Annotated in this window: 33 protein-coding genes and 2 tRNA genes; 17 read left to right on the plus strand and 18 right to left on the minus strand. The window is 49.0% G+C overall.

Translation table 11 applies throughout. The features are described 5' to 3' along the window. The first annotated feature begins 8 nt into the window (after positions 1 to 8). Positions 9 to 86: transfer RNA gene (locus ACWWJF_RS01055), tRNA-Gly, on the plus strand. 71 nt (positions 87 to 157) lie between these two features. Here ACWWJF_RS01055 and ACWWJF_RS01060 read toward each other — a convergent pair. The 8 genes from ACWWJF_RS01060 to ACWWJF_RS01095 all read right to left on the minus strand — a co-directional run bounded on the left by ACWWJF_RS01060 (position 158) and on the right by ACWWJF_RS01095 (position 3,986). After that, the gene (locus ACWWJF_RS01060) at positions 158 to 781 is read right to left on the minus strand and encodes a lambda exonuclease family protein (protein WP_455868428.1); all 624 of its coding nucleotides are present in this window, start codon (positions 779 to 781) and stop codon (positions 158 to 160) included. Next, positions 765 to 1,505, minus strand: coding sequence for a phage recombination protein Bet (bet, locus tag ACWWJF_RS01065; protein ID WP_455868429.1), 741 nt, complete (start codon positions 1,503 to 1,505; stop codon positions 765 to 767). The genes ACWWJF_RS01060 and bet overlap by 17 nt, the downstream gene beginning before the upstream one ends. Then, positions 1,502 to 1,810 (minus strand): hypothetical protein, encoded by a 309-nt coding sequence (locus ACWWJF_RS01070; protein WP_455868430.1) that lies wholly within the window; start codon positions 1,808 to 1,810, stop codon positions 1,502 to 1,504. The genes bet and ACWWJF_RS01070 overlap by 4 nt, the downstream gene beginning before the upstream one ends. Next, complete coding sequence (locus tag ACWWJF_RS01075) at positions 1,803 to 1,988, minus strand: hypothetical protein (RefSeq protein WP_438816323.1); 186 nt, start codon at positions 1,986 to 1,988, stop codon at positions 1,803 to 1,805. Before ACWWJF_RS01075 ends, ACWWJF_RS01070 begins: the two co-directional genes overlap by 8 nt. 141 nt (positions 1,989 to 2,129) lie before the next feature. After that, the gene (locus ACWWJF_RS01080) at positions 2,130 to 2,366 is read right to left on the minus strand and encodes a hypothetical protein (RefSeq protein ID WP_455868431.1); all 237 of its coding nucleotides are present in this window, start codon (positions 2,364 to 2,366) and stop codon (positions 2,130 to 2,132) included. Continuing rightward, positions 2,363 to 2,566, minus strand: a complete 204-nt coding sequence (locus ACWWJF_RS01085) for a hypothetical protein (protein WP_455868432.1) — start codon at positions 2,564 to 2,566, stop codon at positions 2,363 to 2,365. Before ACWWJF_RS01085 ends, ACWWJF_RS01080 begins: the two co-directional genes overlap by 4 nt. A 106-nt stretch (positions 2,567 to 2,672) precedes the next feature. Beyond that, a complete protein-coding gene (locus ACWWJF_RS01090; protein ID WP_455868433.1) occupies positions 2,673 to 3,044 on the minus strand; it encodes an antitermination protein in 372 nt (123 codons plus the stop codon). A 489-nt stretch (positions 3,045 to 3,533) separates the two neighbouring features. After that, positions 3,534 to 3,986 (minus strand): helix-turn-helix domain-containing protein, encoded by a 453-nt coding sequence (locus ACWWJF_RS01095; RefSeq protein WP_455868434.1) that lies wholly within the window; start codon positions 3,984 to 3,986, stop codon positions 3,534 to 3,536. 49 nt (positions 3,987 to 4,035) lie between these two features. Between ACWWJF_RS01095 and ACWWJF_RS01100 the strand changes: the two genes are divergently transcribed. The 5 genes from ACWWJF_RS01100 to ACWWJF_RS01120 all read left to right on the plus strand — a co-directional run bounded on the left by ACWWJF_RS01100 (position 4,036) and on the right by ACWWJF_RS01120 (position 6,135). After that, a complete protein-coding gene (locus tag ACWWJF_RS01100) occupies positions 4,036 to 4,263 on the plus strand; it encodes a helix-turn-helix transcriptional regulator (RefSeq protein WP_455868435.1) in 228 nt (75 codons plus the stop codon). Positions 4,264 to 4,465: 202 nt separating this feature from the next. Next, positions 4,466 to 4,744, plus strand: a complete 279-nt coding sequence (locus tag ACWWJF_RS01105) for a CII family transcriptional regulator (RefSeq protein WP_455868436.1) — start codon at positions 4,466 to 4,468, stop codon at positions 4,742 to 4,744. Between the two features lie 34 nt (positions 4,745 to 4,778). Next, the gene (locus ACWWJF_RS01110; protein ID WP_455868437.1) at positions 4,779 to 4,943 is read left to right on the plus strand and encodes a hypothetical protein; all 165 of its coding nucleotides are present in this window, start codon (positions 4,779 to 4,781) and stop codon (positions 4,941 to 4,943) included. Between the two features lie 11 nt (positions 4,944 to 4,954). Beyond that, positions 4,955 to 5,725, plus strand: coding sequence for a helix-turn-helix domain-containing protein (locus ACWWJF_RS01115; protein WP_455868438.1), 771 nt, complete (start codon positions 4,955 to 4,957; stop codon positions 5,723 to 5,725). Next, positions 5,722 to 6,135: a DnaB-like helicase N-terminal domain-containing protein gene (locus ACWWJF_RS01120; RefSeq protein ID WP_455868439.1), complete on the plus strand. Its 414-nt coding sequence runs from the start codon at positions 5,722 to 5,724 to the stop codon at positions 6,133 to 6,135. Before ACWWJF_RS01115 ends, ACWWJF_RS01120 begins: the two co-directional genes overlap by 4 nt. Here ACWWJF_RS01120 and ACWWJF_RS01125 read toward each other — a convergent pair. The 5 genes from ACWWJF_RS01125 to ACWWJF_RS01145 all read right to left on the minus strand — a co-directional run bounded on the left by ACWWJF_RS01125 (position 6,099) and on the right by ACWWJF_RS01145 (position 9,922). Further along, positions 6,099 to 7,267 (minus strand): IS3 family transposase gene (locus ACWWJF_RS01125; RefSeq protein ID WP_455868400.1). Its coding sequence is split into 2 segments (ribosomal slippage): positions 6,099 to 7,012 and positions 7,012 to 7,267, totalling 1,170 coding nucleotides; the frame shifts between segments, so codons are not numbered across the junction. The genes ACWWJF_RS01120 and ACWWJF_RS01125 overlap by 37 nt on opposite strands. Before the next feature lie 57 nt (positions 7,268 to 7,324). Continuing rightward, positions 7,325 to 7,762 (minus strand): antA/AntB antirepressor family protein, encoded by a 438-nt coding sequence (locus ACWWJF_RS01130; RefSeq protein WP_455868440.1) that lies wholly within the window; start codon positions 7,760 to 7,762, stop codon positions 7,325 to 7,327. Between the two features lie 67 nt (positions 7,763 to 7,829). Continuing rightward, positions 7,830 to 8,609 (minus strand): BRO-N domain-containing protein, encoded by a 780-nt coding sequence (locus ACWWJF_RS01135; protein WP_455868441.1) that lies wholly within the window; start codon positions 8,607 to 8,609, stop codon positions 7,830 to 7,832. A 283-nt stretch (positions 8,610 to 8,892) separates the two neighbouring features. Further along, positions 8,893 to 9,102: a DUF1187 family protein gene (locus tag ACWWJF_RS01140; RefSeq protein ID WP_455868442.1), complete on the minus strand. Its 210-nt coding sequence runs from the start codon at positions 9,100 to 9,102 to the stop codon at positions 8,893 to 8,895. 19 nt (positions 9,103 to 9,121) lie between these two features. After that, positions 9,122 to 9,922, minus strand: coding sequence for a KilA-N domain-containing protein (locus ACWWJF_RS01145; RefSeq protein ID WP_455868443.1), 801 nt, complete (start codon positions 9,920 to 9,922; stop codon positions 9,122 to 9,124). Positions 9,923 to 9,984: 62 nt separating this feature from the next. Between ACWWJF_RS01145 and ACWWJF_RS01150 the strand changes: the two genes are divergently transcribed. Continuing rightward, on the plus strand, positions 9,985 to 10,521 hold the full coding sequence (locus tag ACWWJF_RS01150) for a DUF1640 domain-containing protein (RefSeq protein ID WP_455868469.1): 537 nt from the start codon (positions 9,985 to 9,987) through the stop codon (positions 10,519 to 10,521). 9 nt (positions 10,522 to 10,530) lie between these two features. After that, positions 10,531 to 10,606: transfer RNA gene (locus ACWWJF_RS01155), tRNA-Lys, on the plus strand. A 59-nt stretch (positions 10,607 to 10,665) separates the two neighbouring features. On the opposite strand, the gene ACWWJF_RS01160 is transcribed toward ACWWJF_RS01155, so the two are convergent. The 4 genes from ACWWJF_RS01160 to ACWWJF_RS01175 all read right to left on the minus strand — a co-directional run bounded on the left by ACWWJF_RS01160 (position 10,666) and on the right by ACWWJF_RS01175 (position 14,500). Next, positions 10,666 to 11,259 (minus strand): lambda exonuclease family protein, encoded by a 594-nt coding sequence (locus tag ACWWJF_RS01160; protein ID WP_455868444.1) that lies wholly within the window; start codon positions 11,257 to 11,259, stop codon positions 10,666 to 10,668. Beyond that, positions 11,256 to 12,424 (minus strand): IS3 family transposase gene (locus ACWWJF_RS01165; RefSeq protein WP_455868400.1). Its coding sequence is split into 2 segments (ribosomal slippage): positions 11,256 to 12,169 and positions 12,169 to 12,424, totalling 1,170 coding nucleotides; the frame shifts between segments, so codons are not numbered across the junction. The genes ACWWJF_RS01160 and ACWWJF_RS01165 overlap by 4 nt, the downstream gene beginning before the upstream one ends. 513 nt (positions 12,425 to 12,937) lie before the next feature. After that, a complete protein-coding gene (locus ACWWJF_RS01170; RefSeq protein ID WP_455868445.1) occupies positions 12,938 to 13,309 on the minus strand; it encodes an antitermination protein in 372 nt (123 codons plus the stop codon). Positions 13,310 to 13,810: 501 nt separating this feature from the next. Continuing rightward, on the minus strand, positions 13,811 to 14,500 hold the full coding sequence (locus tag ACWWJF_RS01175; RefSeq protein ID WP_455868446.1) for a helix-turn-helix domain-containing protein: 690 nt from the start codon (positions 14,498 to 14,500) through the stop codon (positions 13,811 to 13,813). Between the two features lie 46 nt (positions 14,501 to 14,546). Between ACWWJF_RS01175 and ACWWJF_RS01180 the strand changes: the two genes are divergently transcribed. Together ACWWJF_RS01180 and ACWWJF_RS01185 are read left to right on the plus strand one after the other, a co-directional pair. Continuing rightward, positions 14,547 to 14,774, plus strand: coding sequence for a YdaS family helix-turn-helix protein (locus ACWWJF_RS01180; protein WP_455868470.1), 228 nt, complete (start codon positions 14,547 to 14,549; stop codon positions 14,772 to 14,774). Positions 14,775 to 14,971: 197 nt separating this feature from the next. Then, complete coding sequence (locus ACWWJF_RS01185) at positions 14,972 to 15,214, plus strand: CII family transcriptional regulator (protein WP_455868447.1); 243 nt, start codon at positions 14,972 to 14,974, stop codon at positions 15,212 to 15,214. A gap of 719 nt (positions 15,215 to 15,933) precedes the next feature. Here ACWWJF_RS01185 and ACWWJF_RS01190 read toward each other — a convergent pair. Next, on the minus strand, positions 15,934 to 16,497 hold the full coding sequence (locus ACWWJF_RS01190; RefSeq protein WP_455868448.1) for a helix-turn-helix domain-containing protein: 564 nt from the start codon (positions 16,495 to 16,497) through the stop codon (positions 15,934 to 15,936). 143 nt (positions 16,498 to 16,640) lie between these two features. On the opposite strand from ACWWJF_RS01190, the gene ACWWJF_RS01195 reads away from it, so the two are divergent. The 7 genes from ACWWJF_RS01195 (at position 16,641) to ACWWJF_RS01225 (ending at position 21,592) form a co-directional block, all read left to right on the plus strand. Further along, complete coding sequence (locus tag ACWWJF_RS01195) at positions 16,641 to 16,850, plus strand: transcriptional regulator (RefSeq protein WP_440866682.1); 210 nt, start codon at positions 16,641 to 16,643, stop codon at positions 16,848 to 16,850. A 104-nt stretch (positions 16,851 to 16,954) separates the two neighbouring features. Further along, positions 16,955 to 17,233, plus strand: coding sequence for a CII family transcriptional regulator (locus ACWWJF_RS01200; RefSeq protein ID WP_455868449.1), 279 nt, complete (start codon positions 16,955 to 16,957; stop codon positions 17,231 to 17,233). A 75-nt stretch (positions 17,234 to 17,308) separates the two neighbouring features. Beyond that, positions 17,309 to 17,641 (plus strand): hypothetical protein, encoded by a 333-nt coding sequence (locus tag ACWWJF_RS01205; RefSeq protein WP_455868450.1) that lies wholly within the window; start codon positions 17,309 to 17,311, stop codon positions 17,639 to 17,641. Positions 17,642 to 17,927: 286 nt separating this feature from the next. Then, positions 17,928 to 18,437 (plus strand): replication/maintenance protein RepL, encoded by a 510-nt coding sequence (locus ACWWJF_RS01210; protein ID WP_455868451.1) that lies wholly within the window; start codon positions 17,928 to 17,930, stop codon positions 18,435 to 18,437. Positions 18,438 to 18,503: 66 nt separating this feature from the next. Continuing rightward, positions 18,504 to 20,159, plus strand: coding sequence for a DEAD/DEAH box helicase family protein (locus tag ACWWJF_RS01215; RefSeq protein WP_455868452.1), 1,656 nt, complete (start codon positions 18,504 to 18,506; stop codon positions 20,157 to 20,159). After that, positions 20,113 to 21,072 (plus strand): primase-helicase zinc-binding domain-containing protein, encoded by a 960-nt coding sequence (locus tag ACWWJF_RS01220; protein WP_455868453.1) that lies wholly within the window; start codon positions 20,113 to 20,115, stop codon positions 21,070 to 21,072. Before ACWWJF_RS01215 ends, ACWWJF_RS01220 begins: the two co-directional genes overlap by 47 nt. An 82-nt stretch (positions 21,073 to 21,154) precedes the next feature. Beyond that, entirely contained in the window at positions 21,155 to 21,592 is a 438-nt protein-coding gene (locus tag ACWWJF_RS01225) for a recombination protein NinB (protein WP_455868454.1), read from the plus strand. Positions 21,593 to 21,707 lie beyond the last annotated feature (115 nt).

Genomic DNA, 21,707 nt, shown 5'->3' on the forward strand with positions numbered 1-21,707 from the left:
TGCCACTTGGGTCGGTAGCTCAGTGTGGAAGAGCGTACGTGTTCCCCAACCGTAAGATGCGGGTTCGATTCCTGCTCGACCCTCCAGCTTTCAGCAACTCCGTTCCCGCGTCAGGCGACTCACCTGTTTGCACAGCCGCCCGACGACGTGCATGTACTCATGCGGCTACCTTGGCTAAATGTCTAATAGCCTCAAGTTCTCTTTCAAGTTCAGCCAGGAACTGCGTTAAAGCCTCCTCTATTTCAGCAATCCGTTTATCGTCCTGATGAATTCTCAACTGGTAATAGGCAAGGTCTGGCGGTAGCCTATCGTCATAGCTGACAAAATCACACCATTTCCTGCCCGTACACATCATTTGTGCGTGCATTTGGAGCAGATATTGCTGTTTTGGTTTGCCTGTCTTAATGGTCTCTAAATGCGTCCATGTATTGGGGCACTTGATTTCAATCAGACCATCACACCCTACCAGTCCGTCAGGCGATGCGCCAAATCCTGCAATGTCAGGGTGAAGAATAAACCCGACTTCCGTCACTTCTGCGTCAAACTGGTTAAGCAGGTACATCTCCCGCGCTACCGGTTCAAGTTCAGTGCCACGCTGCATGGCGGCGTTTGAGTAACTTTCTTCGATCTTTCCGGTCAGGCGCTGGCAGATAAGCTCTGCCATATAGTTCTGGCGGCTGGCGGAATAGCCCGATTTGTTTTTTGCCATCACGTCAGATAAGCGACTGGCGGTCACGTTACCGCACCGGGCGGCAAACCATTCATCACTCCGCTGTTGCATGATCCACCTCACTATATTCTGCGTCGACGGGAATGCTTTTCTTGATGCGCTCCTTCTCTGCATTGCCGATAATCTGGCGCTCTTCCTGCGTGAGGCTCTTCCATGTTTCAGCGAAGACTTCCATGCTAATCTGAGCCGCCTCTTCGCACCTGGCAATGAGTGCAGGGCGGCGCTCATCCGTCTCTTGTCCAGCAACAACACTTGCTGGCGTGCTTTCTATAATCCGTTCCGCTTCGTCACTGTCGTAAATGCCCGCGAAGCCAAATGCCATGCGTGCACACTGAATAAGTGACTTGTGGCGCAGCATACGGGTGGGGTGTGATTGCCACGGCTGGGTATTGCGCTTACACTCGCCCATGTATTCGGTTACTACAGTGGGGTGTTTGCGATCTTTGCGGTAAATCTTGCAGGTGCAAGCCCCCTCTTCCTTGTCGTAGCCGAATTCCATTCCGTCGAACTGAGGATGTTCGTTAATGATCCGCGCCCAACCATCGACACCAACAACCGGAACAATGCAGCCCTTATCAGGGAATGCGTAAATCTCTTTCGTCCACGGGTTAAGCCCGTACTGGTTGGCAACGATAAGTAGGGCGGTAAATTGCTCGTCCGTGACGTTACCCCCCTTGAACGCCGTATTCTTAAGGGTATCCATCAAATCCGTATCCTGCTCCATACCGAGACGCTCAGCCAGTTTTCCAGCCATTGTTGCTAATGCTGTGTTCATGCTGCATCCTCCGTGCTGTTCTGCCTGTCATAAATCCAAAAAGCCCGCTCCACCTTCACGCGATGGAAAATGGCGTCGAATACTCGCTGACTCTCGGCTTCCTGATAATCAACATCGCTGTCTTCCATGTACTCACAGGCTTGCTCTGTGTAAGCGTCGGGCCAATGCTTTCTGAGCGGATCACGAAACCTTTCGATAGACTTCTCCGCCAATTGCTCAGCCTCTGCGTAACAGTCCTCTGTTATTTCAGGCGGCATTTCTTCCATGATTTTCCGAATGGCCTGTATCTTTGATGGATTAAGCATTGGGGTTCCCCTTCTGATTAACCGTTGCAATAAGCTGCTCGAATAACCGTTGCAGCCAGCTTTTGTTTTTGAAGCTCTGGCCCGTGACGATATTTGAGCGGTGATGTTCGATTGACCGAATCGGGTCAAATTTAATTTCAGGACGCACGATGGGTGCGCCCGCGATAGCAAGTTCCATCGTGGCTTTCCTTGATTTGGATTGATGTATAATTTTGCCGACGAATATCGGCGCGGGTATAAAGAGGCAGTTCTGTGTTATCTATTATCAGTGTGATGTTGATTGCGGCGATAAGCGGATGATGGGAATTCTGAAAGTGTTTCAGTCATACACTAGCGTTAATTTTTTCACCTGCTTTTTAAGCCACTTATTTTCTTCCGTCAGATAGAAAATAGTTGACTTATATACTCTTGTCTCATTGTCATCACAAGGGAGGATGTCAATGCTCATCAAATAATGTGAATCATTAATATTATTGCTGCCGTTGGTGACAGCGACCATGTCACCGAAATCAGGGTGATTGAAGGTCGTGATATGAGGTTTATTAAGTTGCATCATTCAATTCTCCATTGGCTATCAAAATATTTTCGCTTTTCCCAATCTTCCCGACATTCTTTGCAGCAGAAATTACCCTCGGTTTGCTCTTCGCAATTATAGCAGCGCCCGTTAACCGGTAATTCCTTCTCTCGATGATTGGTGATCAGGTGTTGGCGAAAGGTTTCTTCGCTCTGGCTAGCTATATCTACATCATCTGCCATAACGCTATTTAATGCTCCTCAATCGTTTAATGACTTCCGGGTATTGTCCGTTAGCTGTGTTTGAAATAACGCCATATTTTCCAAGCAGCACGACCCAGCCTAAAATTCAATGAACGAGCCGTGATGTATATGTCTGTCTTGCCTTGGCGGTAATGCCATACTCCGTTTTCGGTTTGCTGTACCAGATGCGATGGTTAAGACGTCTGGTAATATCGTACTTTTCAGCGAAACGGTTAATTTGCTCTCTGAACTTGTCCAGTAAGCCGAAATTAATCCGTGGTGCACGTTTGCGCTTGAAGGCCAATTCGATTCGGTTAAGCGCCTTGCGTTTTTCTGGCTTCTGCCCCAATGCCTTGTCGATACGGGATGACACCAGTTCACGCCGGATGGCTTCTGCCTTGCGTCTCGCATGACGGCGAATAGCGGCGTTGGTTTTGTTAACAGGATTAACGGATTTACGGTAAATGATAGTAGCCATGCTCCCCTCCAACAGATGGTTTTGGTGGTGTGGTGAACGGTTATAGTCCTGGTGTTGGCTATAATTTTTATTCAGCCCACCACACCCCAAAAACATCTGGGCAAAGGTTCGGCACGTTGTCGGTGCCTTCCGTAGAGCGCGAGGCTCGTTTTGAAAGAGCATGTATTTGAAATATGCCCCAACCGCCGTCATGTTCCTGTGCCTCGGGCTGGCTACTTACGCTCAGGCAATCGGCGGGTAACTCGAGGTCTTGCATGGCGGGGTATTGCCGTTGCGGGTTGGTGGTCCACCGTCTGGCTGAAGGCTGTCTGGTGGGGTGATGAGATTAAGTATACATAATGGATTTTTATTGTAAATTACATTTTGTATATTTTGTTGCGATTGAAACTTATTTGATTGATTTATATTGTGATTTTAATTTGACTTACGAGTTAAGGAAGGCGTGGGGAGTTTGTAATAGAAGTAAGGATTTATGATATGTGACTGATATTAATAAACTTTTTTTCTTTTCTTGTGCATCTCGTCAAAAAGAGCATCGTAATGTGTCTTTTTGATCTTCATCTCGGCAAGAAATCGCTTGGCTTCAGCTTCAGGTAAATCATCAAACAGTTTGAGAAGTTCTAGCTCCTCTTCCGTCAATTCAGGTAGAAGTGGGGTAGCCAGCATTGCCTCAAAATCTTGGTCTACCAATAATGAGCCATCATTGTTAAGCATAAGTTTGTTCAGGCCGAGGATTGCCATGATCTTACAAAAATCTTCTATCCGAGGCTCACGCCTTCCATTCAACCAATGACTAATTCCGCCCTTAGTTACACCTAGGCGTTCCGCTAGTTCATCCTGTGTTATGCGTAAAGCCTTCATTCTAGCTTTAGCTATTTCATGCCATTTAGCTTGTTTCATATTTTTATTATACGCTTTGTATAAAATCCAATAAAACCACATAATGTAGAATCTTGTTGATATCAATGATTACGTTATGTATACTATTTTCATGGAGGTTCACGTGAATCAACTACGGCAATTCAGAAAACGAGTCCGGCTAACTCAGTCAGAACTCGCAAGAATAATGGGATGTACCCCTGGGGCTATTTGCCACTATGAACATGGTAGAAGAAACATAGATATCAAGTTAGCTCAGAAGATAGTTCAGGTACTTAATTCTAAAGGGGTATCAATAGGGTTAGATGACCTGTTCCCGTCAATAAATAAGATTGTTTAACCAGCAGCACCGCTCTTTACAACGGACACTCGTCCTACGGAAGCCACCGACAACGTGGCGAACTCAACATCCTACAGTAACAAACTCACTGTGACTGCCTCACGGCTTCGTCACGTCTGTTGATTACCCAATTACACACAGGTGCCGTGTTTCTACACGTGCATCCGATAACCTATTTTTTTCAACAAGGAAAGTATCACACATGAACCCTGCAACACAAAGCAAGAAAGCCGCTCACATCGAGTCGGCATTACTCAACAAGTTAGCCCTGATGGGACAGAAAGCCTTTGCCGCCGCCATGAACGTACCAGAGTACCAGGTTAGTCGCTGGAAGAACGGTCTGTTTCGACAGGTGAGCCTGATGCTGGCCGTGCTGAACTACGGCATTGCCGATGATGAAATGGCTGAGTTAGCCAAGCGGCTGGCGGGGTATTTGACCAAAGAAAAAGCCGAACAGTGCGCGAACACTTTTCCGGCTTAAAAATGCAAGGAGCTAATTGATTTCAGGAGGAATTATGGCACGAAACAGCCGGAATTTCAAGCAAAAGGGCACCTGTCGCCCTCATCCTGAACCCCAAACACTGATGCCGGAGGATGCGGCGAAGAAATTTGCCGAACTCTTCCGCCTGCAACAACAACTTTACTTAGCTCAGCATGAGTCCGAGGAGAAACGCAAATGAGCATGTCATTGATGGCTAAGGCCATGAGTATCAAGGTTGGCAATCCGCTACGCAAGCTGGTTCTCCTTAAGTTGGCTGATAATGCCAACGACAAAGGGGAGGCATGGCCATCCATTCCCCACATTGCTCAACAGTGTGAAATGGCAGAGCGTACTGTTCAAGGCCATGTTCAGTCTCTGCAAAAAAGTGGCTTCCTCTGGATAGAAAAACGCAAGGGAAGCAACGGGATTAATCAGTCAAATATTTACCACCTTACGTTAGAGAAAGGGGAAGAAGAATCACGGAAGTGTGGTGAGTTTCCAGCACCAAGGGATGATGCAAATACTGCACCCTATGGTGAATCTCCTGCACCATATGGTGCAAATGCTGCACCAGGGGATGGTGCATCTGCTGCACCCAGAACCAGTCACTCTTTTGAACCAGTCATAGAACCTAAACCCCCCTTACCCCCTACCGGGGGCGATGACGGGTTTTCCCTGCAAAGCCAAAAAAACAAACCAGCACCACCGGACTATCAGGCAGTACTTCAGGCTTACAACGATGCCGCGGGAAATCGTCTGCCCAATGCCTCCACCCTGAACGATTCCCGCCGACGCGCTATCAAGCGACTGTTGGGCGAGCTGGCAGAGCCCACGCCAGAGGCCGCCGGAAAGTATTTCCAGTACTTCATGGAGACCGCCAAGCCGTTTTACTTTGGCGAAAATCCCCGTCAGTGGCAGGCCAGTTTTGATTACCTGCTACGCAGCGATACCCTGCTGAAAACCCGGGAGGGTGCGTTATGACCCAGAGTATACCGACCGTGCCGTACAGTCTGGATGCCGAAGAAGGGGTTATTGGTAGCCTGCTACTGGATGCGCAGAGCGACAATGCTCAGAACGTGATGGCTTTTCTCAAACCCGAATCGTTCCACAGCAGCCATTGCCAAGCGATATTTTCCGTGCTGAAGGAGATGAATACACACCGCAAAACTATCGACAGCCTCACGGTGAACGACGAGTTGGAAAACCGTGGTTTGCTCCATCTGGTAGGCGGATTTTCCTACCTGGCCCAGATAGTCAAAAATACGCCCAGTGCCGCTAATGTGGTGGGGTATGCCAATGTCGTGCGGGACAAGGCTACAGAACGTTTTGCACTGCGTCAGGCTAACTGTAGTGGTCAACTAATATTGGCCACCGCATTAGACTGTATGTAGAACAGTCGCTCAGATTCGTTTGGAGTTAAGCCGCCGTTATACCAGTGAGGCCGGATAGCGCTGTAATACCCCGTGATGTAGCGGATAATCGCGTCCTGGGCTTCGCTGAAGCTGTTGTAACCCTTTGTCGGCACCCATTCTGTCTTCAGGCTGCGGAAGAACCGCTCCATTGGCGCATTATCCCAGCAGTTACCCCGCCGACTCATACTCTGCTTTATCCGGCAGCGCCACAGGGCTTGCCGGTATTGACGGCTGGTATAGTGGCTGCCCTGGTCGCTGTGGAACATGACTCCTGTTGGTTGTCCCCGGAGTTCCCAGGCCATCTGCAACGCTTTAACTGTCAGCGCCGAGTCCGGCGACGTCGACATGGCCCAGCCCACCGGTTTGCGGGCGAACAGATCTAGCACCACCGCAAGGTAAGCCCAGCATTTGCCCGTCCAGATGTAGGTCACATCGCCGCACCAGACCTGATCCGGCGCGGTAACCGCGAACTGGCGGTTGAGATAGTTCGGTATTTCAACGTGTTCATTGCCGCCGCGTTTGTATTTGTGAGCCGGTCGCTGGCAGCTGGCGATACCCAGCTCCTTCATCAGCTTGCCAGCCAGCCAGCGCCCCATTTTGACACCGGAGCTGCCGGTGACGATGGTCGCGATACTTCGAGCGCCGGCAGAGCCGCCGCTGGCGTTCCAGGCTTCCATGACGCGGCTACACTTAACCACGCGCTCACCGTCGGGTTCATTAGCGGAAGCCTGCCAGTGCCTGTAGCTGCTGCGATGTACCTCAAAAGTTTGGCACAACGCCGTGACCGGGTATCGCGCCCTCAGCCTGTCGACTACCGTGAACCGTTGAGTGAGTCCGACATTAAGAGCGCCGTAGCCTTTTTTAGGATTTCGTTCTCCATTTCAAGGCATTGGACTTTTTTCTTCATCTCACGCAGCTCGAGCTGTTCAGGGGTAAGAGGAAGTCCCGTTGGCGTTTTTCCCTGTCGTTCAAGGCGAAGCTTATTGACCCAGCGACTAATGGCAGAATGGCTGACATTAACCGCCTCTGCGGCCTTAACGTATGTGTAGCCGTGGTCGACAACCAGCTTTGCGGCTTCGAGCTTAAATTCCGCCGTAAAATGTTTACCCATGAGGTCACCTGTCGTGTTGATGAGGTGAGCATATCACCTCCGATCAGGTGGCCAGTATCAGTGTGCCACTACAGTTTGCTTAAGCGCTTCCACCTGTTCGGTATAGTTCAGCAGCATTCCGCGTAACCATGACGGGTCATTGAGTTGCGGTAGGACAACAGCAGCCTTGGCTTGTTTCTCGCACTGGATGAAGTACTGGCGCGCCTCTTTACCTTTCTCGTTGCGCTCAACCATCGAAAGCTCTTTCGCCATGTCGATGCTGATGGCGTATTCCATGGAAGGGCGGCCACCTTTGGGGTTTTCCCCAATTTCGGGGAAAACTAAATAGTCGATATTTTCAACAAATCCGTACTGCTTGATGCGGTCTTTAATCCAGGTGGTGAAATCCTTGCCGACCTTAAGGAACTCGTGCAGGTCACGGGCGTTCACTGTCTGGACGGTTTCGCCATTGATGCTATTAGTTTCGATGGCAATCAGTTGGTGTTCTTTAGACATGATCAATCTCCTCACAAGTGAATGTGATTAATGAAACCCCGGCACGATACCGGGGCGGGATTAGTGATTAGTGGCGCTGAAGGAACTGGCTAACGTTCGCCTGTTGCCATTTTTCGAGTGCATGGGTCATCACGCAGTAATGCTGCTGCGTGCTCTCTTCAAGCATCCGCTGCATTTCAGCAAGCACGATAGCTTCATCCTCACGATGACGCAGGATGCGGCGCATGGTCTGCTTCTCAGCGTCGAAGATGGCACCTTTGAGCGTGTTGGTAATGCCGTAGATACGGCGGCACTCTTCGGCCAGCAGGGGGAGTTGCCGGACTTCAAAGTGCTGAGGGGAGGGTACGCCTGTTACACGGCGCAGAGCATACCAGATGGCCTGTGTCCAGGCCCGGTCAAAATGAAAGCCATTGCTCATGCTCCAGACCAGATGGGTCAAACTATCAATATCGTGGCTGCTGAATAGTTCGGATGCTTGGGGTTTGTATTGTGGATGCTCGTATTTGCCAGTTTTGCGGATTGATGGAAGCACTTCACTCGTTACCCACTTGCGGAATCGATGGGGTAAGGTGCCTTGCTTCACGGCATCGCGGCAACGTAGTACCAAGGTGAACATGCCGGATTCGGATATCAGGCAAATGCTCTGAGCGCCCATTCCTGCCTGACTCTCGGTTAAACCGAGAGTCGTCTTCTCATCAGAATCCAGTTTATATAAAGCATCCGTGACATTGGCTATTTTTAGTGCTGAGCAAACATCTGTAGCAACGAACCAAAGCTCACCACCAACCATGGATGTACGGATTTGATTATTTTCAAAAGAGAATGGGGTTATTGCTAATGCGGTCATGATGACCTCCAGTGGTTGTATTTAAACTACTCACCACCGTTGAGGCTAATCTTGGGTGGTGAGCTGAACAGGGTTAGCCTTACCGGATACAACCAACCGGCGAGCCTTTCGGCTCCCCCATCCAGCACACCATTGAATGTAGCTAGATTGCGACATAAAAAAACACGCTAGCGGCGTGTCAGTCTGTCGCGGTTGTATCTGGCAGGAGGCTAATCCCGGCACCTGAATTTGCAGGTGCAGACTGACTATAGCGCATGGGTTATCCTTGCGTCAATGGGATGGTTTATTGTGCTATTCGCCACGTGTTCCTGTTTTTCACCTTGACGCAGTGAAAGTCCTCCAGTTTCACCTTATCGCCGAACGACTTACCTGCCTGCTTGGGCTTAAAGAGCAGTTTTTCGCATTCTGACATGGTGAGTTTCACCTTAGAGAACCGTAGCCACTGAACATCCAGCCCGCCGGGTTTTTTGATCGTTGCCGTTATTTTGTACATTAAGTATCTCCGGGGCTGTTTATGCCGCTATACCGTTCATCATGACGCCTAAGAGACGCGGAAACAGGCTGTCGTAGAAATGGGGCTGCGTCTGGCGCGGATTGGCTGGGTCAGTGAGATTTTTGCCAAACTGCAAGCCTTTCTCTGTTAGCGACCAGAATAGTTTCTCTTTGTCGGGATGCTTGCTGCTGGGGCGTGACTTGCGCTCAGCGAATCCGAGCAATTGCAGGCGCTTGAAACCTGACTGTGCGGTGTAGGGCTTGCCGTGCAGTATCAGCAGTTCGGTCAGGGAATGTGTGACTTCGCTTGAGCCGGTTACACTGCCCTCTGGCGCATCTACGGCGTAGGCTGGCAGGATATCCGGCATGCCGAGGGAAGATTGTAGCTTTTTCATTGCACCCAGCATCGCGGAAGGCGCTATGCGCAGCTCTTGCTTGTAGAAAGCAATCATTGCCAATCCAGCCTGAACTTTTTCTACCAGTACGCCATTGCTGGACTTTACAGAATCACGGAATTGCTCATATACCTGAACCTCGAATGCGGGTTCTATCCATGCAGCATAGCGGATGGCGATAATTTCAACTGCCCAGCTCCCCGATTCTAGTCCCCCCTTGATGATGTTGACCGAAGCACTTTGCGATGCTTCGCTTACTTTTTGTACAAATGTACTAATGCCTTCGCTTCTTAGAAAGACAGAAGGTCGTTGCGATTCTGTCGCTTTACCTTGTGAAACAGCAGCTCGGTGTAGGTCATTCAGACAGTAACGCCCGAAAGCATCCTGACGGACGACGGTATTTTCAATGACAACTAATTTAGACATAACAATTTCTCCATAATTAAACGGATGTGGTTATCAGAGAGCTAACTTGTAAAATTTTGCAGATGGGCGGTCAGATCGCTTACACTTGGCTTAACACAGGAGGATCCGCTATGGGCCAGGTTGCATTTGATACTCAAGAGTTCGTCGAGAAGCTGGAAAGCTCTGGTCTTAATAGAGAGCAGGCCAAGGCTATAACCCTTGTCGTGCGTCAATCCCATGAGGTCGCCGATCTTGCTACCAAGCGTGATCTCGAGGACGTTCGCAAAGACTTAAAAGCAGTTATTCAAAATCATGATGCTCAGTTACCTATCTGTTTTGAAAAAACTGAATCTAAAATAATGGATGTGCGAAAAGACTTTACAATTCAACTAACGGATATCCGTAGAGATATGGATGCTCGCTTCGAGAAGAACGAAGCTCAGATGCAAGCCCGCTTCGAGAAGACTGATGCTCAGATAGCCGATGTCCGTAAGGATATGACTGCCGGTTTCGATAAAATTAATGATAAATTTGAGACGCTTGGCATGCAGATGACCATCCGGCTTGGGCTAATGGTCGCCGCTGCCGTGAGCATCATTGCTGCTATTCTCAAAATGTGATGCCACTACGGGTTGTTAGCTCAGTTGGTAGAGCAGTGGACTCTTAATCCATCTGTCGCAGGTTCGAATCCTGCACAACCCACCATGCTACCCCTTGGGTCAGGTGGAACCTGATTGTGTAGACGCCCGACGACGTGCATGCACTCATGCGGCTACCTTGGATAATTTCCTGATAGCCTCAAGTTCTCTTTCAAGCTCAGCCAGAAACTGCCTTAACGCCTCCTGTATTTCAGCAACCCGTTTATCGTCCTGATGAATTCTCAACTGGTAATAGGCAAGGTCTGGCGGTAGCCTGTCGTCATAGCTGACAAAATCACACCATTTCCTGCCCGTACACATCATTTGGGCGTGCATCTGTAGGATGTACTGCTGTTTTGGTTTGCCTGTCTTAATGGTCTCTAAATGCGTCCATGTATTGGGGCACTTGATTTCAATCAGACCATCATCCCCCACAAGACCATCAGGCGACGCACCAAATCCTACGATCTCTGGATGGGGAATAAATCCCACTTCTGTAACTTCTGCGTCAAACTGGTTAAGCAGGTACATCTCCCGCGCTACCGGTTCAAGTTCAGTGCCGCGCTGCATGGCGGCGTTTGAGTAACTTTCTTCGATCTTTCCGGTCAGGCGCTGGCAGATAAGCTCTGCCATATAGTGCTGGCGGCTGGCGGAATAGCCCGATTTGTTTTTTGCCATCACGTCAGATAAGCGACTGGCGGTCACGTTTGTAGTGGTCAACTAATATTGGCCACCGCATTAGACTGTATGTAGAACAGTCGCTCAGATTCGTTTGGAGTTAAGCCGCCGTTATACCAGTGAGGCCGGATAGCGCTGTAATACCCCGTGATGTAGCGGATAATCGCGTCCTGGGCTTCGCTGAAGCTGTTGTAACCCTTTGTCGGCACCCATTCTGTCTTCAGGCTGCGGAAGAACCGCTCCATTGGCGCATTATCCCAGCAGTTACCCCGCCGACTCATACTCTGCTTTATCCGGCAGCGCCACAGGGCTTGCCGGTATTGACGGCTGGTATAGTGGCTGCCCTGGTCGCTGTGGAACATGACTCCTGTTGGTTGTCCCCGGAGTTCCCAGGCCATCTGCAACGCTTTAACTGTCAGCGCCGAGTCCGGCGACGTCGACATGGCCCAGCCCACCGGTTTGCGGGCGAACAGATCTAGCACCACCGCAAGGTAAGCCCAGCATTTGCCCGTCCAGATGTAGGTCACATCGCCGCACCAGACCTGATCCGGCGCGGTAACCGCGAACTGGCGGTTGAGATAGTTCGGTATTTCAACGTGTTCATTGCCGCCGCGTTTGTATTTGTGAGCCGGTCGCTGGCAGCTGGCGATACCCAGCTCCTTCATCAGCTTGCCAGCCAGCCAGCGCCCCATTTTGACACCGGAGCTGCCGGTGACGATGGTCGCGATACTTCGAGCGCCGGCAGAGCCGCCGCTGGCGTTCCAGGCTTCCATGACGCGGCTACACTTAACCACGCGCTCACCGTCGGGTTCATTAGCGGAAGCCTGCCAGTGCCTGTAGCTGCTGCGATGTACCTCAAAAGTTTGGCACAACGCCGTGACCGGGTATCGCGCCCTCAGCCTGTCGACTACCGTGAACCGTTGAGTGAGTCCGACATTAAGAGCGCCGTAGCCTTTTTTAGGATTTCGTTCTCCATTTCAAGGCATTGGACTTTTTTCTTCATCTCACGCAGCTCGAGCTGTTCAGGGGTAAGAGGAAGTCCCGTTGGCGTTTTTCCCTGTCGTTCAAGGCGAAGCTTATTGACCCAGCGACTAATGGCAGAATGGCTGACATTAACCGCCTCTGCGGCCTTAACGTATGTGTAGCCGTGGTCGACAACCAGCTTTGCGGCTTCGAGCTTAAATTCCGCCGTAAAATGTTTACCCATGAGGTCACCTGTCGTGTTGATGAGGTGAGCATATCACCTCCGATCAGGTGGCCAGTATCAGTGTGCCACTACACACAAGCAAACTTAGGGGAGAAAAATAAATTCATACGCTCTTCAATATCCACTTGATTTCTCTGTAGCTTTCAATGTCACCGATTTCGGCAGCGTTAGACATAATGCGTTCTAGTGTCTCCATGTTATTCGGTGTCAATCTGCGCGGTACGACATGAAAGGTTGCGGCGTCTACTATCGACAATGCAACCTCAGCATCAACATGATCGGACGGCCGATAGCGCCTTGCGTATATTCCTTATCGCTAATTTCAGATTGTCGCACTCCGCTGATACGCGCTTTAGTGAATCCTTTGTGGTTTCCAGTGATTCCCGAAGCAAAACCTCAGTGTCGTTTTTCTTGAATGAGAACATTTTCACCCCGCCGTTATATTTAAAGACTTCTTGTGACCGGCCGCCGTAAATCGCCATATTTTTCAAGCAGCACGACCCAGCCTAAAATTCAATGAACGAGCCGTGATGTATATGTCTGTCTTGCCTTGGCGGTAATGCCATACTCCGTTTTCGGTTTGCTGTACCAGATGCGATGGTTAAGACGTCTGGTAATATCGTACTTTTCAGCGAAACGGTTAATTTGCTCTCTGAACTTGTCCAGTAAGCCGAAATTAATCCGTGGTGCACGTTTGCGCTTGAAAGCCAATTCGATTCGGGTAAGCGCTTTGCGTCTTTCTGGCTTCTGCCCCAATGCTTTGTCGATACGGGATGTCACCAGTTCACGCCGGATGGCTTCTGCCTTGCGTCTGGCATGACGGCGAATAGCGGCGTTGGTTTTGTTAATAGGATTAACGGATTTACGGTAAATGATAGTAGCCATATTGCCTCCAACAGATGGTTTTGGTGGTGTGGTGAGCCAGTGGTGGCCCTGGTGTTGGCTATAATTTTTATTCAGCCCACCACACCCCAAAAACATCTAGGCAAAGGTTCGGCACGTTGTCGGTGCCTTCCGTAGAGCTCGAACTCATTTCGTCGGCTCGTTGTAAAGATCATGAGACCGTGTGTCTCAATGCCGCAATAATGCCAATAGGATTTAATAAAGTCAATACCATTTGGTATAAATTTGCTTTTCTAGGCATAACTATTTAAATCTAAATGTGATTTTTTTGTCTTATTAAGTGTCTGAAAGGTTTTTTTGTTACAAGGGTTGATATTTACAAAAGAAAAGAAGAGTATTGGTTGGTGCTGTAATTATGTACAGTTTTTTGGGTTTGGAGATGCCAGGGATTGGGAGATAAGGAATGTCACTTGGATATGTAAGGGTAGGTCCTGGAGATTACCGCCGACGATCCGCTGCAATTTGGATTGGTAGCGCGAAAGCTTATCGTTTCAGGTTTTTGCCTATGTATACTATAACTCCGATGATACTTGCTAAATCACCGACTGCTATCAATGGAATCCGCTGGTCGGCAGACATCAAAAAACCATTATCGCCTCCTGCAACAAACTTATACACAGACTCAGAATTGTGAACTTTGGCATATACGTAGTCGTTATAACCAGGTGTTTCGGTGCTATCGACAATTATAGTGGACCCCTCACTCATTTCACTGAAACCTGTCGAACGCCGCAAAACATATGCCTTGCAATTTTCGGATGCTACTTCACGAGGAGCGATAGCATAATCTGATGTTTTAACTACCCCTTCCCAAATAGGAATGAGGGAAACTCTAGCATAGTGATCTTTTTGCTCAGGAGTGTCATATTCTGTAGCTTCATCCTTTAGCATGGGGCCGGAGTTCAAGGCAAGCCATTCTGGACGAACATTCAAAGCCATTGCAATTTCAACAACGTAGCCAGAGTTTTTAGTTTTTCCATCTAATATTTTCCATATAGTTGGTTGAGCTAAGCCGGCTGCTTCGGCTAGCTTCCCCTGTGACATGCCTCGCTTATTCATAGCGAGCTTCAGTCTTTCTGAGAGTGTTGAGTGTGCGCTGTTCATGGTTGAAAACATATAACTCTGGGTATCGCCAGTCAAATGCCCAAAGGCATTGATTTTTTCTAGACTCATAGTTATTATGTTTTTGGTTTAAATCTTAAGGGTATATTTATCTATGGTGAACACGGCGATCCAAAAAGCTATCCAAGCTTTAGGCAGCCAGCAAAAACTGGCTTCGGCGGTTGGAATTAAGCAGCCAAATGTTTGGTGCTGGTTGCACAATAAAAAAAGAGTATCACCAGAGAATGTTAACGCTATCGTTGAGGCGACTGGTGGCCTAGTTAAGGCGTACGAAATTCGACCTGATTTACCTCAACTGTTCCCCCGCCCGGAACAGAACGCTTAACCAGCAGTACCGCTCTTTACAACGGACACTCGTCCTACGGAAGCCACCGACAACGTGGCGAACGCAACATCCCACAGTAACAAACTCACTGTGACTGCCTCACGGCTTCGTCACGTCTGTTGATTACCAAATTACAGGTGCCGTGTATCTACACGCGCATTCAATAACCTGTTTTTTCAACAAGGAAATCATCACAGATGAACCACACAACACAAAGCAAGAAAGCACGTCAGATTGAATCCCAGCTATTGAGCAAGCTGGCGTTATTCGGTCAGAGAAAGTTCGCTGATTTTCTGAACTTAGACGAATCCCAGATAAGCCGGATGAAAGTAGCCAAGGGGAAGGAGAAACATTTTTTCTTTGGGCTGATGAGTTTGGCTCTAGCGATTCTGGAATGGGGAGTTAACGACGACGAGCTAGTGCATCTGGAAAATTTTTAAATTTCATAATTACCTCACTTTTGAGCATGAAACGGATTTTTAGGCTTGCTGCGATGTCCAGCTCGAAAGAGCGCTACATCAGGTATGCATACTGAGCTGCCTGTTTCTTGCTGCTTTCTGTCGCGCAACTGAATTACCAGCTGAGCCAGTACATCAGCCGTTCCGACTCTTTTAAATACCGTAAGTTGGCCTGTAGCTATTGTTTCTTTCTTCTCCGCCCGGTGCGCGATGGCACGAGCTAGATTCTTGTGTCTGTTTCTTGGCATTTGAATTCTCCAACTGGTTAGCTTTGGTGATGATGGCTACACCTGAATAGCGGCGGTGTTTTTCGCACGGTTCTCTCCGCTGCAAGGCGTGTTTTTACACCACACTTTCGTGTCATCATCCCAAAGCAAATCACTTTGGCGGGGTGAATCACCCACAAGTCTATTGTTAAAGAGCACACATCCGTTTGAGTTACCCAGCGTCCTGCTGATGGACTAACTATGCGACAAAGAATAAAATGAATCAATAGAAACTTGCATAAAAAAGTCCATAATGACTTGTTGTTTATAATTCTCCAGAGAATTTATTTTGATTAGATTCTATTGCGGTGTTGTTTATGCTGTGATTTTATACAGTTGCTGTGACGCTGGTGGGGGGGTGTTAATGGGCTCTGTTCTTGATAGGGTTGGTGCGGGTGATTATGTGTATCGCCCCGCACCGAAAGATATGTCGGATTATCTTGATAAGGTGGGTATGTATATTTGTTGTGCAGGACCGCGCAATATTGATTGGTCGGTAATTTTCGCCAGTGGAACCCGCTCATCATCTACTGATAAGAATGATTCTCCGGCTCCATTAAAATGATAGGCAAACACAGATACAACTCCGGCAATAACAGCTACAACCAGATCACCCGTAAGCGGAATCTGGTGTGGATCTACAACAACTATCGCGCCCCTTGGGGCTTTGCTTATGCCAGTGTTTCCAGTCATTACATATGCCTGGTAATGATCTGGTACTTCTGATATCCAGTTGATTGTATTGCCAGTATCACCCTCTGCGTCCCATAGAGATAGTTGTCTTGAGATGTCAACACCCTCTATCCGACCAGATCCATCACCCCAGATATTACCCTGACCGCCGATCAACCAATCTGAACTTACACCCATCGCTACGGCAAGTTTTGGTGAATCCTTAGATGTAGCATTCTCCCCTCGCAGAATTTTGGATATTGTCGATTGAGAAACCCCAGACTTTTTCGCCAATGCGGTCTGGTTCTGGTTCCCTGTTTCTTTCATGGCGAACGCCAGTCTTTCCGATAGTGTTTTCATACTCAGTAAAATAATTCTACAAAGAATATCGTTAAAAGTCCATGTGGACTTGACTATTTCAATTCCCTAAAGCATAATTCATTCTGATTTATGTAAAAGGGAATACCGCTATGAATGCCGTTATCAAAAGGGCTATTGAGATTGCTGGCTCCCAGTCTGAGTTGGCTCGCCGAGTAGGAACGGGCCAGCCATCAATTAGCAAGTGGCTTAAAGGTTCAGAGATAAGCGCACGCTTCATATCCTCGATCGTGATGGCGACTGACGGAAAGATTAGTGCTGCTGAGCTTCTCAACTCAATGGCAAAAGCAAAAAACCAATAATCTTCACCGCTCTTTACAAACTTAACCGGTGGGTGCTTCACCCCCAATAACACAGTGGCACCCCACAGGGTTGTCACGCCTTAACAACAAGGAAAGTATCACAGATGAACCACGCAACACAAAGCAAGAAAGCCGCTCACATCGAGTCGGCATTACTCAACAAGTTAGCCCTGATGGGACAGAAAGCCTTTGCCGCTGCCATGAACGTACCTGAGTACCAGGTTAGTCGCTGGAAGAATGGTCTGTTTCGCCAGGTGAGCATGATGCTGGCCGTGCTGAACTACGGCATTGCCGATGATGAAATGGCTGAGTTAGCCAAACGGCTGGCGGGGTATTTGACCAAAGAAAAAGCCGGTCAGTGGGAGAACACTTTTCCGGCGTAACAAACAACAAAACATTTGATTTGAGAAGGAATTATACATGAAAAACACGAAATTTGTCAATCCAGTCAGGGGGCCATGATGGACCGTTTTGAATACGCCACCCAGGTCATGATGCCGGATAAATTTCATCCTGATGATGGGGCATGGATACGGCAAATGCTGCTGGAACTTCGATACACAACCCGGCTCAAAGTAGCACTGGAATACGCGAATGTTTATCAAAAAATCTGGGAGTCAGAGCCGATTTCCTTCAAAAAGGATAATCAGGCCAGGCATGAAGCCAACACCCGGTTACGTGAATTTGTCCGCAAGTATGCGGCTTACAGTCGGGGGAAAGTGACCACCCCCGAGTGGCTTCAGGACAGCACTAGCCAGAACAAACAGGCCACGCTGACGGTGCCAGGATGAGCACGGTGCTACAGACCTCACCGTTCTGGGCAGGTTCTTTTCTGGCTAGTGTTACTAACCTCATGTTTTCACGGTACAAAAACCTGAAACCCTAAGGTCAAGGTCAACGGCAGATCGAGTCTACGAGTCTGCTGCTATAAGAATAAGAAGTGGCGAATTTTAACGTCATGAAAAATAAAGATATTTTTTCCTAAAATTGACACCCATGTCAGCATACGCGCCATGCATGTCAAAACATTAAAAATCAATAAGTTACAAGAAGCTAAATGTTATAAAAAAGTTATAAATGTTAAAATTGTTAACGAGTATGGGGTTTTATATGAACACGAAGACCGCAAGGCAGATCATCGAAGAAATGGACCTGCCAGAGGGTAAACAGCACAACTTTGTTCAGGTTTATGAGTCTGGATTTGAGCTTCTTAAGTCACTTGGCCGTAAACGAGATTTAGCCACCGTCATGGTCTATCTGCACCTAATCCAGAATGCAGATCGTAACTCTGGCGCAACTTACAGTGATGTTGAATCTATGGCCAAAGATACCGGCCTATCCGGTCGCAGTGTTTACCGCGCAATAAAAATCCTGACAAACGCGGGTCATCTGCGGAGTCGTTACAAAAACCTTTTCGAGATAAACCCGGAGGGGTCATGGAAGGGGTACACCAAACGTAAAAATAACGCGATGTTCATGATGAGCGACGAAAAGGCGATGAGCAAAGGCGTAAGGCTGCGGCTAAATCCTGGAAGTAAACACGCGAAAGCCATCACTGTTCCAGCGACGTTTGAACCTGTATTTTAAAAGAACGCCCTGTTCTGACGACTTGACGGGACTCAGAACAGGCAAACAACAAGGAATGCATTAACGATGTTAACCATAACACTAAAAACCCGGCAGGTAACAGCATTAAATTTGCTGCGCCAGCACTGGAAGCAGCAACGTACCCTGCTACTTTCTGCACCAGTCGGGTTCGGTAAGACCGCGATATCGGCATTCATCACCGACGGTTTTGTCAGTCGCGGCCTTCGCGTGATGTTTGTCGCCCCGTTCACCGTGTTGCTTGACCAGACGGCGACCCGCTTTGTTGCATACGGCCTGCCTGCCGATGAAATCAGCTATGTGTGGCGTGACCATCCGTTGCATGATCCCGATAAGCTGGTACAGATTGCCAGTGCTGACACCCTGATACGCCGACCGTTTCCGGACAATATTGATTTACTGATTGTTGATGAAGCCCATATGCGGCGCAAAAAGCTGCTGGAAATCATCCGGGATACCGATATCAAGGTGGTAGGGTTATCGGGTACACCTTTCGCGGCCTGGATGGGAAAATACTACGAGAAGCTCATCAAGCCCACCACGATGCGTGAGTTGATAAGCCTCGGGGATTTAAGCCCGTATGAGTTCTACGCACCAGATCGTCCAGATGTGAGCGGCGTCAGGACATCGAATCTGGCCGCTTATGGGCAGGACTACAACGAGGAGCAACTGGCGGTCATCATGGGGGATGCCACGCTGGTTGGCAACATTGTACGCAACTGGCTGGAAAACGGCGAAGACAGGCCAACGGTCTGTTTTTGCGTTAATGTCAGTCATGCTAACTATGTCACACGAGAGTTTATAAAATCTGGCGTGAATGCTGAAGTGATGACCGCGGATACGCCGCATGATGAACGTCAGTTAATCATTACCCGGTTTGAAACCGGCGCAACGAAAGTCATCGTCAATGTTGGCGTACTGGTAGCCGGTTTTGACAGTGATGTGCGTTGCATCATTTACGCACGCCCGACGAAGTCTGAGATACGCTGGGTCCAATGTCTGGGGCGGGGGCTTCGCACCGCTTCAGGCAAAGAAAAATGCATTATCTTCGATCACTCGGGCAGTGTTCACCGGCTGGGTTTTCCCGATGAAATCGAGTACGACGCATTGCCGGCTTCCTCCGATGGGATGTGCTCCCAGACAAATAACCGTCAGCGCCCAGAAAAATCTGACAAGCCGAAAGCCTGCACGCAGTGCCATTACATGAAGCCTGCGGGTGTTTATGTTTGCCCTAAATGCGGTTTCAAGCCACTGGGTGGGGAAGATGTGCCTGTTGACGAAAGTCGGGGATTGACGAAGCTGAATGGCAAGATGCGGATTTATACTCGCGATGAGAAGCAGGCGTGGTGGAGTCAGATAAAATTCTACCAGCGGTCGTGCGAATATGCCGGAAAGCCACTGAGTGATGGATGGTGTAGCCATCTGTTCCGCGACAAGTTTGGTCACTGGCCCCGAAACCTGCACGATACCCCACAAGATATCTCTCCCGAAGTACTGAATTTCATCAAATCACGCCAAATCGCCTTTGCCAAAGGACGCGCCCGTCAGGTTGATACCCATGACAATGCGCCTTCGCGTCCAGCAGACGTGGAGGGTGAGAAAAGCACTACGCAACATATCATTGATATGCGTGAAGCATTATTGAGGAGAAAACCCCATGAAAACCATCGACGCGGTGATTGGGCGATGGGCGGAGATATTTAATTATTATGGCCTGCCCCCCATTGCCGGAAAAAAACATTATCAGGGTGATTGTCCAATATGCGGAAGAAAGGGCAAGTTCAGAATAGACAACAAGGAGGCTCGCGGCGAATGGATTTGTACTTGCGGGGCGGGAGATGGCTGGAAACTGCTTGAGTTAACGCAAGAAAAGGATTTCAAGACACTCGCAAGAGAGATAGACCGGCTTATAGGCAATACCTACCAACCGCAACAGCAGCAAACATTACAGCCGGTAAAGGAATTTCGAACACGGGTAATCAGTAGATTTTCCACGCTTCTTCCCCTCAGAAATACCGACGCACAGCACTATTTCTCCAGCCGGGGAATTCACGAGTTACCCGTCAGTCATCTTCGATTCAATCCGCATGAGACAACCCATGACGGCGTTTTTCAGTCATTGTGGGCGATGGCAACGGATGACAAGGGGGCAGGATGTTATCTGCACAGGACACTTCTTGATAACGCCAGAAAAGCCTCGATTACGGTAAATAAAAAAATGTCGAAGCTCCAGGAGGATAACTACCTCAATTTTGCAGGCTCAGTCGCTATCAGAATGTTCCCGGTATCGACCACGCTGGGGGTAGCCGAGGGAATAGAAACCGCGCTTTCCTGTAAACAACTGTATGGATGCAATACATGGTCAACGCTTAATGCAGGTTTTCTTCGCAAGTTCAGGGCACCAAAGGGGGTAAGGCATTTAATTATTTTTGCCGACACAGACCCTAATGGTGCGGGACTTGCGGCAGCGTTTGAGTGTGGGCACAGAAATATGCTTCATAACAATGACGTTGAACTGGTCAGCATACGTTGGCCGCAATCGGGAGATTTTAATGACATGCTTCAGAATGGCGCAAAGGTCTATCAGCAGCAATTAAGAAAAACGGAGGCGGCATGACAGCATATCTAACAGAATTAATCGTGGGGCTGCTGGCAATGGCAGCCCTTTTTGTTTGGGTGGGTAAATTCAGGAGTCGGTGATGGATAAAACACGCTTCCTGCTGCGTGATGAGCGAATACGAAAAAACTTGAAAGCGTTTATTGATTCCCTGCCCACCGACCCACACCGCCCCCTCGAAATCACCATCAACGATGCTAAACGGACATTGCCGCAGAACGACCTGTTCCATGCGTTATGCACCGATGTTTCGCGTCAGGTGGTGTGGGCCGATAAACCGCGCCCGCTGCTGGACTGGAAGGCGCTGTTTGTTTCGGGACATGCCATCGCTACTGGCAGGCCGGGGGAGGTGGTTACGGGGCTGGAGGGGGCGTTTTGCAGCCTCCGCGAGAGCACGGCTCAGATGGGCGTAAAGCGCATGAACAGTTTGATTGAGTACGCCCAGGCCTGGGCGGTCGGCAACGGCGTCAGGCTGCGCGAGGTGCGTTATTCAGGGGATTATTTCGGGAGAGTCGGATGAAGAAAACCAGTTTCAGGTACGACGGGTTAACCGGTGAAGAGGCCGCTCACCTTGTCAGGCATTACGAAGACAAGGGTTATCGCGCTGTCAGGTCACTGAGCAGCGACCCGAAATA

The organism is Symbiopectobacterium sp. Eva_TO, assembly GCF_053848865.1.